A 14,327-nucleotide genomic window follows, 5' to 3' on the forward strand; every position below is an offset into this window, starting at 1 on the left:
CCCGCGAAAGATTCTCGGCTACCGGACACCGGAAGCGTGCTTCTTAGAAGAGCTCGCCCACATCGCCTGAACCACACACGGTTTAATGGGTTTTCATGTTTTGTTGCATTTAATATTGCAATCTAGGATCTAAAAGAGTCTTAAAATTTTCATATGAATACGGGAGATCGATGCTAGTTTTATTCCAATTCCACTCCACAAGGTAATCCTCCTCTTTTAGTACAATTCATCAGCCTTGAAAATTTTTGTTTTTCATTTTTCACCAATAATATCATATTAAAATTATATTCAAAGAAAATTTATCAGAAAATAAGTGTTCGTAAAAGTACACTTTTACGAACGCTTTGAAAACAGCTTAAAACGGACGAAAAGAGCGTTCGTAAATGTGTCAAATGACTTTACGAACGTTCGCGAAATTGCATCCACTTTTACGAACGATTTTCAGGTATAATGAGAGGAAACAATCATTTATAGAGGTGAATTATGGAACATCGCAAATTTGGCTACATACGTGTCAGCAGCAAAGATCAAAATGAAGGACGTCAATTGGAAGCCATGAAAAAAATGGGCATCAATGGACGAGATATATATTTAGACAAACAAAGTGGAAAGAACTTCGAACGCGCGAACTATCAATTATTAAAACGAGTCATTCGGAAGGGCGACATTTTGTATATCCACTCCCTGGATCGGTTCGGCCGAAACAAAGAAGAAATCCTCCAGGAATGGAATGACCTCACGAAAAACATTGAAGCCGATATTGTGGTGCTGGATATGCCGTTGTTGGATACGACACAGTACAAAGACAGTATGGGGACTTTTATTGCCGATTTGGTTTTGCAGATTCTGTCTTGGATGGCAGAAGAGGAACGGGAACGCATCCGGAAACGGCAGCGTGAAGGAATCGACTTGGCACTGCAAAATGGCATTCAGTTTGGCAGGTCCCCTGTTCTTGTTTCAGATGAGTTCAAAGAGGTGTATAGAAAGTGGAAAGCTAAAGAGCTAACAGCTGTAGAAGCCATGCAAGAAGCCGAGGTTAAAAAGACTAGTTTCTATAAATTAGTTAAAGCACTCGAAGAAACACCAGTTAAGACTGTATAATAGAAGAAACTATCACCCCTCCTTATATTTTTTGTACTATTAACTATAACTAAAAAGCCGTAGAATGACTTCCTAGTGCAATCATTCTACGGCTTTTATGATTTTGAAGTAACTTAATCAGTAATTATATGGTTTTCTTTTACTGACTTTATATACTGTTTTTACAAACCTCTAATTTTAATACTAAGTTGTAGAAAGGTTTTCCCATTTAAATTTAACTGACTTATTCTATTTTCGTTATATAACCATCATTTACATTTGCCTCAAAGTTACCATCTGAATTCAATACACTAAACGCAGTTTTCCCGTCTTCTTCTTTAAATATAATTAGCTGATTCGCAATAGGCTCGTAAAGATATATGTCGCCATTTTGATTAATGTACTTCTCTCCCTTATAAGGTTGTAAAAGTTCTGCATCAAACCGTTGTTCTTCCATATCCATAATAATCAAATCGACTTTATTGTCATATATACGAACAATCCTTTTATCATAATATAAATTTGTATAATCTGAAGAATATTCTTCATCAACTTTTTCTTCGGCAGGATTGCCCCATTTTTCCAACACTTGCTCTTTTTCATGACCAAGTGATATTCCATAAATGTGGAACTTATGGTCTTCAACAGTAAGGATACTTGAAGAACTGTCAGAGGAGTCTGCAACCTCGACTCTTTCCTCCGCCCCTTTCAATATAAAAAAATATCATCAAATGAACCCTTTAAACGGTCAACTAGTCCTTCTTGTTCTTCTAGTGTCCTTACTCTTTCCTCTGCCAATTGCTCTAAACGTGAGTAACTCTTCATGATATCGTTTATTTGAGATAAAGTACTATCTGGAACCTCATAAAGTACTTTATATGTTTTGGAAAAACCGTTTTGTACTGTATATTCCTTTGTCTCTCCCGGTAATACATTAATACTAAAATTTCCTGGGGAAGTGAATTCCGTTTCAAAAGTAACTAAAACAAACTCTTCATTTGTGTAAGAATCGATAACTCGGTACTCTCGATCATTAATCTGTTGAGCAAGATAACCAGAAAACTCCTGTAAATAGGACTCTGTCCAGACAATTTCGTAAGGATAAATTTGTTTTGATTGTTCAATATCTTTTAGCAAATTTTCCTCATCGGTTTCAATACTTTGAAGATCCGAATCTGTTTTTAGATATTTTTCTATATCTGATTCAATTTCTTTTAGTGTGTAAGCATTGTTATCAGTCTCCCAATGTTTTATCAACTTCAGAATCAGATTCCAGTTTTGTGTATCTACTAAATCTCTAAAAACAGCATTAACCATAGCATAGAAATCAGGATTGTCACTTTCAGCTATAGCTTGGACTATAATCTCGATCTGTTCTTCTTTGGCTATGGTCTCTCTGTTCTCGGTAAAAAATTGGTGGAGTCCCTCATAGTCACGGGCTTGAATTAATTTTTTAATCTTTTCCTCGAAGCTTTCCATAGGCACCTTAACTTCTGAAGTTGGCGACTCAGAAGTAGGACTGCATGCTGATAGTAAGCTTAAAAAACTAAGGAATAACACTATTATAAACCGGAATTTTTTTTGTTCTTTATTAAGCCAATGATGACTTTTCATTATTTAAACTTCTCCTTCCATTAAATAAAAATATTAGCAATTTTCTATATTATTTATATATCTCCTTAAAAACGAGCAATAATACAAACAAATTCCAAACCACTCTCTTATAAATTGTTTGAAACTCTATAAAAGTTATTTTATGAAAATTGTATCATATAACTTTTACTATAATAATACCTTATGATTAAATTACTAACAATCTATTCCATTTTTTGTACTATAATTTAATTAACATTTCATCAAAAAGTATTTAAGATTTTACATGGAAAGATGGGCATGATAGCCCCGCTTAGTCAAATTCATCCCTGAATTTAGCCTGTATATCCTGTCCGCGTAGGATTCATGTAAAATAACTGTGGGTTCGTACTATCCGTTGCAAAACAATGGGATTTTCGATTGTAAAATATAAGTAAAAAAGAACTGTAAATTTCAAGTGAAAATATGGTCTCAAAAACAACAACACAACATAATTGCTATTGTGTTGTGTTTTTAAACTTTTGCTTTGCCTTTCTATTGCATGCCCATTCACTCAATCGATTCGGCCGGAACAAAGAAGAGATCATTCGGTAGTGAAGTGATTTAACTAAAATATTGAAGCCGACATCGCCGTACTGGATTTGCCATTGTTGGGTACGACTCAATATAATGACAGTATAAAGAAATATATTGCGAACTTAGTTTTACAGATTCTATCGCGGATATTGGTAAAAGAGGTTTATAGAAAATGGAAAGCTACGGAGTTAACAGCAGTTGAAGCCATGAAGGAAGCCGGAGTGAAAAAGACCAGTTTTTATAAATTGGTTAAAGCACTCGAAGAAGAAACAGGTAACCTATTATAATAGAAGAAACTCAATTTCCTATATCAGAGCTATCCGTATAGTGTAACTCTGTATTCAAATGAAAAGGAGGGGAATATATTACACACAATATAATTTGTTAGAAAATTTATATTTTATGTGATATAATTATGATAGAAATTGAATTCTTAGCAGATGAACATGGCAACCAACAAGTCATAGACTTAATCACTTCTATTGCTAATAGAGCAATGAAAGATGAAGATTATGCAGAACTTGCAGCTCGTATAGCCCAGCTACTTGATTACATGAAGGACATAGGAGTTCCTCCTATAGAAAAACGTACGTTATACGGTATCAGCTCGGTAGGAAATCCCATCACACTAGTGGATGTAGTAAAAGAACTGAACCACCATCCCCCACTGATGGAAGCACGAGCGAATTGGAGACCCGTAGGAGCTTTTCGAGCGATCTTTTTCTATGAAATGGACGACAAAGGCAACCAAACCATTTACTTCACAAAAGCTGTAATCAAGCAGGCGACCTATTCACGAGACTTTGAACACGCAATTAGTGCGAGTGAAAAAATGATGGTTGAATTTTTTAAACCTGAGTAAAAAAGGAGAGGGTTTAAATGGCAAATAAAAATTATAACGATGTAATGGGGATCTTAAGACAAGTGCCAAAAGTAAATGAACACTTGAATAAAATTTCTGTCATTATGGGGAAAAAAATACTCAAGAGACGCCTTGAACTAGGTTTGACCCAAAAAGAGGTTGTTTCTATGATTAAGGATCATGGGGATACCTTTACACAGGCGACCCTATCGAAGATTGAAAGTGGTGCTGATAATATCAAATCTGAAACATACGACAAGGTTTTCGTAGCTTTGGGTGGTCTCGAAGATTTGACTCCTAAATTTAAGGAAAATCCTAAAGGTAAGGATTTAATTCATTCGTAGATACCTATGTAAAATAGAAGAAACTCAAATAGAACCGGAGAGATAGAAGCATATCCTCTCTAGTTCTATTTTTTTGTCCATATGATTTCATGGCCTGAAATATAGAACACTATCAATTAAGCCAAAGAATTTGTTACTTAGTAAAAGCCTAACTCGGAACTGTAGACTTCCTCTTTGCAATTGATACAATATCCTTTTCCGTTGGTTAATGGCACTGGACAACCACATTCACAACGTCCAAGCGCATTATCAGATGGCTCTGAAGGAACAAACCTATTTCCGCAGTACTTACACTTTTTCATATAACTATTATTTTCTTTCTCACATTTAGAACATTTCAATTTTCAGTCTCCCTTCATCCTGTACATTTCAGTTTTCAACTTTTTATACTGAAGCTACTTTTTACTTTCAAGTCTTTTTTAAGTGATTTTTGGTAGACCATAAGAAAATCTTTAATGGGTACTTTTAAAATCTCTTCACGATTTTCTGTAAATTCAACTCGAGCATTTTTTAAAACGTCTCTTATTATTTGCACAGAAACCGTCCAGTTTTCCAAGTAATAGTTCTCTTCTAACCACGTTAAAATAATCGGTCTCCAAACATGATTGGAAGACAAGATATAACTAGCGCCTTCTATTCTTGTCGTTCGCATTCTTTCCAGAAACTCTTTATATTTCTTTTCAGGAACGTGTGAGGATAAATTTTGGACTTTCCCTCTATTTAACTCATAAAAATATTGGCGAAAATGATCATCCAATTCTTTTTCTTGAGGACTCATGACGTTAGATGCTGAAATTGCTCGCTGTAAGGACACCGACGGTTCAACCTGTTGAACAGCTTCTTGCAGTTCTTCTATCTTCTCTCCCCCTCCTGGGGCACCTGCAGCTTCTTTCTCTTCTTCTCTGATTCTTTGGAGAAGTGCATTTTGTTGCGCTTGCTCTTCAAGAATCAGTCTCTCTCTTTCCTTTTTCCTTTCCACAGCTTGCAAGACACTCTCTTTGAACGTCTTCCGGAAAGAAAGCTCTTGTTTCGGATCTCGTAGCATGAATGCCTCATTCTCGATATGAAGTGCTTGGCTAAACGGAACTCTTGATGTCTCACCAATCAGAAATCCTCTGTAGATTTCACCTCTTGCGTCATCAATAAAGCGAAAAACACGAATATAGTTTTTATCTTCAATCTGTGAAATGTAGTAAATGCTTTTCAGGTCTATTTTCCGATTTGAACTAAGCGCTGAAGTAGTATACGCCGACACGTTAAACAACTCTTCTCGGTCTGTATAAGTTGCGATTTCAGTCTTCCAGGCGTGATCCTCTTTACTGGTATGTGAACTCAACCACTCAATTTCCCACAGCAGAATACTACTCTTCATCGTTTCGGATGCAAAATTCGCTTTATCAATCAGCCAAAGGGGTATTAATCCGTTTTCGATGAAGTACTGATGTCGTGCTTTGAAATTCCGACTATGTTCCAAGCTTTCATGTTCTGTCATATCTGTTAATACCGTAATGGCCCACTCTTTGCTGCCTATTTGAACGTATAAATCCGGAAAGTGTTTCTTAAAACGCGGAACGCGATACCCTTCCGTAATCTCGACTAAATCTCTTCCAGCGGCTGCTGTGTCTAATTCGTCTTTGATCAGACTGACCAGTACCGGATGGCGAAAGGATTCTCGCTGAATTTGTTTTTTGTACTGGCGATACGCACGCTCTACTTGCTTAGATTCTAAGCATGCCAAGTTAGAAGGGTGGGCGAAATAAGTCCCTCTATCATCTCCTGACCTGACACGCATAGATACTTGGCAATATGGACAAACATACAAGTTCTTTTTTGCTAGTTGCTTTAACTGATCCACCGAATAAATTTCTTTAAGTGAATCGATAAACTCCTCTGTGTTATCCCCTTTGTTTATAGCAAAATTCATATTCTCCCCTTCTCTGCTTGTTTTCTTAGCAAATTCTGCGTTGACTTACAATTATTATACCTTAAATTTCCAATAATTTTGATTACATAAATTATTTACTTTTAAAAAGGACAAGTAGTTTGGGCCAATATTTTTTTGTGGAGAATTAGCTTTATTAATTCTCATATATATATGACTACCGGTAGTTCAATAAATGAATATCTGCATTGCCAAATAGAAAAGGACTGCCACAAAAAGTAACAGTCCTCTCCCATTTTCACTTTCTTAAATTCACTTTTAGGATGCATTCATAAATACTTATCAATAGTCCCTCCAGATACCGTAAGATAATGTTGAATTAACGTTTCCAATGATTGATGGCCCGTTTGTTGTGCGATAGTTGATACATCTGCACCGGCGGCGTGCATCGCTACAACTTGGCTTTTCCTGAAGTTGTAGCCGGTAAGTCCCGTCCAACGCTGCAAAAAATGATAGTACCCAATTTCAGTGATGGCCTTGCTTTCATAACGTCCATTCTTATACACCCTCCCCACAAAATAGTTGCCTGGTTTCAGGTGGTATTCGCGTGTATATACGTTGACTGCATCGATAACTTCCGACGTGAGCCGTTTCGTGTGCCATCTTTTTTGCTTTTTCAGATATACATGCACGCATTTATTGTCCAGATCGAAATCACTCATTTTTAACCGCACCATTTCGCTAGGTCTGTTAGCGGTTACTAGATTGACTAGACAAATCGCCCTTACTCTTATCGGAAGACGATTGAGCATATCCATCAACTCTTTCTTATTCAGGGCCGACTTTCCTCGAACTTGTGTCAAATGAGCGTATTGATCTTCCTGGTATATCTTCCGTATCCCCGAAAGCTCGTATGCCACACTAGCCTGGCCTTTGAGATCTATGTTATGAATGACACTCAAGTACTTTCTGATAGCTGCCAGCCGGCGCTCCCACGTTGTTTTCTTAACTTGCTGTTCAGTCAGTGAGATGTACAAATAATCAAGCATCGCCTCTGCGCCAATTACTTGGGCTGTGCTGCAGCAATAGTTCTTGTATCTTCGAATATCTCCTTCATATTATTTTGGTATTTCCTCCATTTTCTTTTCAATATGAACTTTTCTGTTATGGTAACGTTTCTCAGTCTCCAGAGTGTCCTGGTGAGTTGCCAATTTGAATTTCGTCATTTTTCTGCCTCTCCATTTCTTTTCAAAATCATTGTGAAACAACATTTATGATAGATTGATTTTGAAAAAAGTAATGGGACAAAGCAAAAGAGCCAGAGAAGAAAGTGGCGCCTTCTTCTCTGACTCTTAAAAACCATCGTTTTTGATAATGAAGACATTATTTTCTTCTTGGTCCATTAACTTCTAATGTATAAGCCCATTCAGCTATGCCCTTCGTTAGTTTAATATTATTCTCTATGACTCCATCACAGAATTTTTCTCCTATAATTATAAAATCAGATTCTGTTTTTATAGAATCTATTCCTAATTTCTTGTGAAAATATTTAATAGTATTTTTAAGATTAGAAGCTTTTCCGCCCTTATGGGCAAATTTATTCCTTACCAATCGACACTCATTAAGTAGGGCGAACTCTGCTTTAAATTGTTTAAAATGAGTGCTGTCAACACTAGTAAGATAATATTGAGCTTTGCATATGTCATTATTACCTTTCCAATCTTTGAATTTTTCTATTTTTGTCTCCACTAAAGATGCATGATTAAGACACGTTTCTACTAACATATATTCTGTGAATGCATAAATACTATTTAACAAGGTCATTCTTGATAAATTCACAAAGTCTTTTCCGTAAATTTCTTTTGGACAAGAGAAAAAATCTCCTGCTTTATATTTTGCTGTTAAATCATTATATAGCTGAACTTCTTTTCTTAATTTTGTTTCTACAAAATCTGAATAGGAACTAAGAGAATTAAGAGTTTCTATTGTTTGGAGTGGTAAACTAATATCGAATTCTTTTTCTCCAGCCATGTTACCAACTCTTTTCTCATTTTTAAAATTACCATTTTTCGTTCAATTCAAGAGAACAAGACCGACATAATCTGAATTTTGATTAGTTAACGCATTTTTTATAGCTAAAGATTCGTAGTAATTCTTTCCAGTCGGTTCATCTTCGAAAACTACGTTCTTCCCAACAATTGAAAATACTTCTTGTTTGATCTGCTCTAATTTTACATTGAAAAATTCTTTTCTATTATTTACGAGATTTACTCGATCAGTATTAAAAGCAGCGTGCAGGTGACTTTCTAAATGAGGTGCATCATCTGTTAAAATCATGGCATGAACGTCATACTCAAATGGAACAGCTGCCCCACTTAATTCTCTGATCCGATCAGCAGGTTCTAGCCGTCTCGTCATCCCAATTTTATAAACATCTTTACCAAATGCCCCAATATTAGAGATAATATAGACATACCCCGACTTGCCTACTAAATGGATATACTCTAATTCTTCTCTTTTCTTCTCAATTAATTCTAAAGAATCATACAACTCGTTTATTCTATTAAGCACTGCACTGTCATCTTCATTAGCCTCAATATTTTGTTTGTGCAATGCGGATAGCTCTTTCTCTACCTCTTTTTGGTGCTTATTATATTCCACCGTCTTTTCTTTGATTTCACGTTCCACTTTTCTTCTTTCACGTTCTTCTTCTCTTAAGACCCGTAATTTTTCTTTTTCCTCTTGCTCGAACAATTTCAACTCATACACTAACTTTAATTCTTCAATTTTCAATTGATGGTATTCATCACAAATCACTAACGCGTTCTTTGCGTTTAGTTTGTTTATTGAAGCCAGTGATTTATCCATTCTTGATTCGACAGTGTCAAAGTTAGCATACTTTAAAGAAGCAATAGCATTGTCGCATTCAATATTATAAGAACGAATCATGCCTTTGATATTTAAGTCAGTCATCTTTCGGCCTTCACGTAGGCTACCATTTACGGTCCAGGAAGTCCCTTCTATCACCACACGTTTTTGTTTAATCATTTCTCTTTGCTTTTGATAGTTATCATTAAGTTCATCTTTAAATTTTTCGGTTGTCGTAAAGGGGAAATCTTTTTTGTAAAACGCTACTGATTGAAAGTTCCGTTCATCTCTAGCCATGACAAATGATTCTTTCAATTCTCGATAGTTATGAAGAACCTTCTCTTTATTGATCAATTGCTCTTCTAACTCTACTAAGTCGTTTTGGTGCTGCTTCACTTGCTCTTTTTGAAATTCTAATTTCTGATCTAACTCTTCAATAAGTCCCCTCTCAATCTCTGTAGCTTTGAGATATCTATCTTCAGCAGTACGATTGACTTCTTCAATTAGATTCGAAAGTTCAAGTGATGTTTGAGTTCTCTCATTAGTTACTTTATTAAGAAACGTTTCATCTTCTTGAATTTTCTCTTTCAAGAAATTCAGATGAGTAGTTTTTTCATTTATTTGAGATTCGAGTGCTAATATCTCTAATTTATTATCCTCGACTTTCGCTTCGAAAGAACTTACTTGTCTTTTTAATACTTCTAAGTTATCGATGGTCGTACTCATCTCTTCCAGTTGGTTTTGCAAAGCGCTATAATCACCTTGCAAGTTTTGAAAATCTTGCTTGAAATGTTTATTTTCACTTTGTTGCAGTAATAAATGAACATTTTTCTCTTCTAATTCTTTTTCCAAAGCTCCTATTCTATCCTGAGCTTCTTGATAGGTCTTCTTAGTAACGAACATGGCGAGTACCTCCTTTTTAACTTTGAGAAAGAGAAAATCTATTTGTCTACTTTTAATGAATGCATGCCTTTTATCTTATTTAGTAAATCATTAACTAATACTAATTTATCACAAATAGCTATTAAAGTACCTTTAAATTGTAATATTTGTTGTTGAATTCCATTTATAATCATAAAAACAGATTTTAAATAAAAAATGAACTAAGTCCGAATAATAGATATTAAATAAATATCTTTATTTGGGATTTAGTTCATAAGATTATATTTTTAGTATAGGTAATCCTCTATTTCCTACACTTAAATGGTACATTAATGGAAGTAAGTGCGTATGTGACTTTTGATGTGATGGCTTATGGGCATGTTAGGTTAAACAATTACGAGATTAAGAAAGATCAATCTCTAACAACATGCCATATGGTAGTAGAAGAAAGGATGGGAGAATTGGTAAATAATTATCCGAAACATATTGTCGCTGTTTCTGCTTGTATTGAGAATGAAAATAATGAAATATTATTAGTCAAAACTCATTGGCGGGCAGATACTTGGGAATTACCAGGAGGTCAAGTTGAAGAAGGTGAACCTTTAGATAAAGCAGTCTGTCGAGAAATTTTTGAAGAGACTGGTATTGTCATAAAACCAACTGGGATTACTGGCATTTACTACAATGCCTCGAGTGAAATCTTATCAGTCGTTTTCAAAGCTGATTACATAAGTGGGAAGTTAAAAATACAAATAGAAGAAATTAAGGAAGCAAAATTCGTTGCTCCAACTGAGGTCGATATTAGTTCTTATATTACTCGTCCTCATATGCTTTCTCGCACAATTGATGCTATGAACTCAACTTCCAGTATTCCTTACGAAACTTGGGAAACAAGTCCCTATAAGTTATTAAGTAGACTTGAGAATGACGCTTAGAATTTAAGTTAAAAAGCCGGAAACGATTGATGAGTAAACGTTTTAGAAAAGAAAATGTAAGATCGTAAATTACTAATGTTGGTACTTGGATGTGGAGGTATTTATGAATACTCACTATTATTTAGGTTGGTTTACCGATTTTTTTCCTGAGCGTTTGAGTCAAATGTTACGGAAGGATATAACGGAAAGAAAATCACTCGTTCTGATTAGCTCGAATCCATTAGATATTAGTGTAGACGGTGCTGCTGAACGCTCGTGGCTTGACCATGCTGGCATCACATTTGATAATTACTATTTAATCGATTATTCCGTACAGAAAGATGCTGCCCAAACGTTTATACAAAGCGCTTCCGTCATTTTCTTGTTAGGTGGCGATACGCTCAAACAAAATGAGTTTTTACTCGCCTATGGATTGTCGGAATGCATCCGAAAAAGTAACGCCGTTGTGATTGGAGCAAGCGCTGGTGCAACTAATATGTCAGCTAAATGGTTATGCTCAAAAAACTTTGGCTATCAAGTTAAAGAAAACACTGTTTACGACGGAATTGGTCTTGGCAATTTTTCCATACTGTCTCACTTTGATCTCGAAAATAACATGTCATTGGTTCAAAGTGAACTCTCTTCCCTATCAGAAGAACTGAAGGTTTATGCCTCAAATAAGGATTGAGCGTTGCGCATAAAGGGAGATAAAATCGATATTCTTGGCAATGTATATGTACTTTCTCAATCAGAGATTCAAAAGTTAGAGGAAACATTCTAGTTCTCTCGCATGGCTATAGTTACGCTAACCAAATAAAATGCGCTTGTTTAGTCATGATACTTGGTACGCTCTGGAACAGCTAAACTCCCAATACATGTGTAGGTAATCCTCTACTCATAACAGTTACACAGAGCAAGACATCTGAAAAGTCGAAGGCGAAAAAATAGAGAGAACGGTGACTACATGAACCTTAAAAATGGAGAATTTCAAGTAGAACTCAATGACATCAGTCATTGGATCAAAATCGAAGGACAAGAATACAACACGATTCCTTTAGTTATTCTTCATGGTGGACCCGGAGGAAATCTTTTTGTCTTCGAAAGAACAGTAGGTCCCTTACTTTCTAAGGAGCGAACGGTTGTGTATTACGAACAACGAGGAAGTGGAAGAAGTGGAAAGCCAGACTCAGATGCTGCCTATAAAATAAGTGACCTGGTAAATGACTTTAAAGAGATTGTTAAATGGCTCGGGGTCTCAAAAGTGGATTTATTGGGGTATTCATTTGGCGGGGAATTAGCTTTGGAAGTAGCCTATGCGCTTCCAAAGTGTATTAATAAAATAATTCTATCGGGACCCAGCTTACTAGCCTTAAAAACTCAATACGTTGTTCAAATGACTGGATTTGTCTCCATTGCGGATTCACATTTGCGAAAACAGATGGAAGAAATTCTCGCTGCCGAAACTACTGTTGAAAAAAAATATCAACAAACGTGGGAATTAGTTGATGAGAACACAACAAATCGCTTATTTTTTGAAAACCAAGATATCGCTAAAAAGTATCGACGACTCGTCCAGGAGAGTAATTTCGCCAATTCAGGTTTGATGATGGCTGCCTTGGAAAGGAATCCACCAGAAGTTCCTTTATACGAGCGCCTCTCAAGTATTACACAGCAATCGCTCATTTTAACAGGCGTTCATGACAGAAATACCGGCATGATTATTTCTAGAATAATTAGTAGAGAACTCCCAAATAGTGAGTGGAAATTATTTAATCGAAGCGCTCACTTCCCTGAATTAGAAGAAACAGAAGAATTCGTGGAGGAAATCTTAACATTCCTGAAAAATTCTTGAATGCATGAGAACGCAATGCTTGAGTAAATTTCTTTAGAAAAGAGTAGCTTTGTCTACTTTTTTCTATTTTATTTTGCTTCCCTTCCCCTTTTTAGGATTAAGGTGAAGGGTGCAATCAGTATGTATATTTACATGGAGTAAGTAACGACAATCCTCTATCTCCATAACTAATCGATATTAGTTATGGCGATTCCTAAAAATTTAAAAATAATAGATGTAAAAAAATAGAATTAAATAGTACGTACGAAAACACGTACGATACTACAGACTTTTTCTGTACTCGAATAATGTTCTATAGTATACTTTATTCAAATGAAATAATAGGAGTTGATCACGATGGGTATTCATATTCCAGAAAGACCTAAGTTCAGCGATGAACAAATCACAGCAGCTGGAGTTGCTTCTAAAACGTTCGGCAAAGTACGAGCTGCTGCAAAAAAATCACCCCAATATATTTTGGCCAACAACAAGCTCGACAGTGTTGTGTTAGATTACGCACACTACCTCAAAATGTATCAAGAGCTTGAAACGTACCGCGAATTATTTTATATGGACGAAATCGCCCGTCGTGCTGAATACGCTGATGCGCATCCCGAAGACTCTATCTCACTACGCGAAGCTGTAGGGGAAACTAGCTATGCTCAAATTATGTCTAGTGATCCCGATGAAGTTGCAGATGACGAGTTATTCGAATAAATGAGCCAAGATCGGTTTAAGATTCGGTTCGATAAGAAGGCTCAAAGGGAATACGATAAGCTAGATGGCAGCGTAAAAGGACATGTGAATAAGGGATTAGCAAAGCTACGAACACGGGCTGATACACTTGGAAAAGAACTTGAAAACAAGCGAAATATGAAATTGCATGGTTGTAAGGAATTGAAGTTTAAAGGCAGTGGCATTCGAGTTATTTATCGAATTACAGGTAGAACAGAGGACGAGTTAGAAATCGTCATGATTCTTGGTATAGGAGATCGAGACGAAGATACAGCATTTAAAGATGCTTCTAACCGACTTGCAGATTTCTTAAAAAACCTAGAAGACTAAATAATCTTAAGAAACCTCCAGTAAGGAGGTTTTTTTATTTGATCATACTTTCAACAGTAAGGCTTCATAGTAGAAAGTGTAGACATAATAATAGAGGAATAGTAAAGACAATCCTCTATTATTAGAAATAACTTCATAACACAAAAAGAATATAGATAAGGCACTTGAATAGTTAGTTGAACCTCTAACTGCTCAAGTGCCTTACTTCGTTTATTGTTATTTACAAAACCGTGCTAGTTAAAATTTCTTTCATCCCAAACTAATTTTTCGGGATAAATATTTAGTTTTCCTCCAAGCACTGAATGGTATTCGATTAATTTCACTTTCATCTCACGACACCCACTATAAAACGTAGAAAAAAGCCCCGCCGGTCCGCCACCAATGATACTCACGTCAAAAATCTCTTTAAGCTTCATCGAAAAACTCCTTT

Annotated in this window: 14 protein-coding genes and 2 pseudogenes; 9 read left to right on the forward strand and 7 right to left on the reverse strand. The window is 35.8% G+C overall.

What is annotated here, in order from left to right; genetic code table 11:
- Nucleotides 1-483 precede the first annotated feature (483 nt).
- Nucleotides 484-1,101, forward strand: coding sequence for a recombinase family protein (locus tag FQ085_RS00005; RefSeq protein ID WP_149455668.1), 618 nt, complete (start codon nucleotides 484-486; stop codon nucleotides 1,099-1,101).
- 223 nt (nucleotides 1,102-1,324) lie between these two features.
- Here the strand turns inward: FQ085_RS00005 and FQ085_RS00010 are convergent, their stop codons facing one another.
- Complete coding sequence (locus FQ085_RS00010) at nucleotides 1,325-1,792, reverse strand: hypothetical protein (protein ID WP_149455669.1); 468 nt, start codon at nucleotides 1,790-1,792, stop codon at nucleotides 1,325-1,327.
- Entirely contained in the window at nucleotides 1,789-2,694 is a 906-nt protein-coding gene (locus tag FQ085_RS00015) for a hypothetical protein (protein ID WP_149455670.1), read from the reverse strand. Before FQ085_RS00015 ends, FQ085_RS00010 begins: the two co-directional genes overlap by 4 nt.
- Before the next feature lie 629 nt (nucleotides 2,695-3,323).
- On the opposite strand from FQ085_RS00015, the gene FQ085_RS00020 reads away from it, so the two are divergent.
- The 3 genes from FQ085_RS00020 to FQ085_RS00030 all read left to right on the forward strand — a co-directional run bounded on the left by FQ085_RS00020 (nucleotide 3,324) and on the right by FQ085_RS00030 (nucleotide 4,455).
- Nucleotides 3,324-3,536: a hypothetical protein gene (locus FQ085_RS00020; RefSeq protein WP_149455671.1), complete on the forward strand. Its 213-nt coding sequence runs from the start codon at nucleotides 3,324-3,326 to the stop codon at nucleotides 3,534-3,536.
- 128 nt (nucleotides 3,537-3,664) lie between these two features.
- A complete protein-coding gene (locus FQ085_RS00025) occupies nucleotides 3,665-4,111 on the forward strand; it encodes a hypothetical protein (protein WP_149455672.1) in 447 nt (148 codons plus the stop codon).
- A 17-nt stretch (nucleotides 4,112-4,128) separates the two neighbouring features.
- Complete coding sequence (locus tag FQ085_RS00030; RefSeq protein ID WP_149455673.1) at nucleotides 4,129-4,455, forward strand: helix-turn-helix domain-containing protein; 327 nt, start codon at nucleotides 4,129-4,131, stop codon at nucleotides 4,453-4,455.
- Nucleotides 4,456-4,831: 376 nt separating this feature from the next.
- Here FQ085_RS00030 and FQ085_RS00035 read toward each other — a convergent pair whose 3' ends face one another.
- The 4 genes from FQ085_RS00035 to FQ085_RS00050 all read right to left on the reverse strand — a co-directional run bounded on the left by FQ085_RS00035 (nucleotide 4,832) and on the right by FQ085_RS00050 (nucleotide 10,108).
- Nucleotides 4,832-6,379, reverse strand: coding sequence for a competence protein CoiA family protein (locus tag FQ085_RS00035; RefSeq protein WP_149455674.1), 1,548 nt, complete (start codon nucleotides 6,377-6,379; stop codon nucleotides 4,832-4,834).
- A gap of 287 nt (nucleotides 6,380-6,666) precedes the next feature.
- A complete protein-coding gene (locus FQ085_RS00040) occupies nucleotides 6,667-7,386 on the reverse strand; it encodes a tyrosine-type recombinase/integrase (RefSeq protein ID WP_262499730.1) in 720 nt (239 codons plus the stop codon).
- 334 nt (nucleotides 7,387-7,720) lie between these two features.
- Nucleotides 7,721-8,368, reverse strand: coding sequence for a hypothetical protein (locus FQ085_RS00045; RefSeq protein WP_071153765.1), 648 nt, complete (start codon nucleotides 8,366-8,368; stop codon nucleotides 7,721-7,723).
- A 42-nt stretch (nucleotides 8,369-8,410) separates the two neighbouring features.
- Nucleotides 8,411-10,108 (reverse strand): SNIPE associated domain-containing protein, encoded by a 1,698-nt coding sequence (locus tag FQ085_RS00050; protein ID WP_078080491.1) that lies wholly within the window; start codon nucleotides 10,106-10,108, stop codon nucleotides 8,411-8,413.
- Between the two features lie 413 nt (nucleotides 10,109-10,521).
- On the opposite strand from FQ085_RS00050, the gene FQ085_RS00055 reads away from it, so the two are divergent.
- From FQ085_RS00055 to FQ085_RS00075, 5 genes and pseudogenes are all read left to right on the forward strand, one after another.
- Nucleotides 10,522-11,022, forward strand: coding sequence for an NUDIX hydrolase (locus FQ085_RS00055; protein WP_149456129.1), 501 nt, complete (start codon nucleotides 10,522-10,524; stop codon nucleotides 11,020-11,022).
- 103 nt (nucleotides 11,023-11,125) lie between these two features.
- Nucleotides 11,126-11,782, forward strand: a pseudogene (locus FQ085_RS00060) (Type 1 glutamine amidotransferase-like domain-containing protein).
- 183 nt (nucleotides 11,783-11,965) lie between these two features.
- Nucleotides 11,966-12,853, forward strand: a complete 888-nt coding sequence (locus tag FQ085_RS00065; protein WP_149455675.1) for an alpha/beta fold hydrolase — start codon at nucleotides 11,966-11,968, stop codon at nucleotides 12,851-12,853.
- Nucleotides 12,854-13,189: 336 nt separating this feature from the next.
- Nucleotides 13,190-13,549 carry a hypothetical protein gene (locus FQ085_RS00070; RefSeq protein ID WP_058385105.1) on the forward strand — a complete coding sequence of 120 codons (360 nt, stop codon included), beginning with the start codon at nucleotides 13,190-13,192 and terminating at the stop codon, nucleotides 13,547-13,549.
- On the forward strand, nucleotides 13,550-13,897 hold the full coding sequence (locus FQ085_RS00075; RefSeq protein ID WP_058385104.1) for a type II toxin-antitoxin system RelE family toxin: 348 nt from the start codon (nucleotides 13,550-13,552) through the stop codon (nucleotides 13,895-13,897).
- Nucleotides 13,898-14,148: 251 nt separating this feature from the next.
- Here FQ085_RS00075 and FQ085_RS00080 read toward each other — a convergent pair.
- Nucleotides 14,149-14,313, reverse strand: a pseudogene (locus FQ085_RS00080) (thioredoxin reductase); the annotation flags it as partial.
- Between the last annotated feature and the right edge of the window lie 14 nt (nucleotides 14,314-14,327).

The sequence above is a fragment of the Planococcus sp. ANT_H30 genome (assembly GCF_008369335.1).
GTDB lineage: Bacteria > Bacillota > Bacilli > Bacillales_A > Planococcaceae > Planococcus > Planococcus kocurii.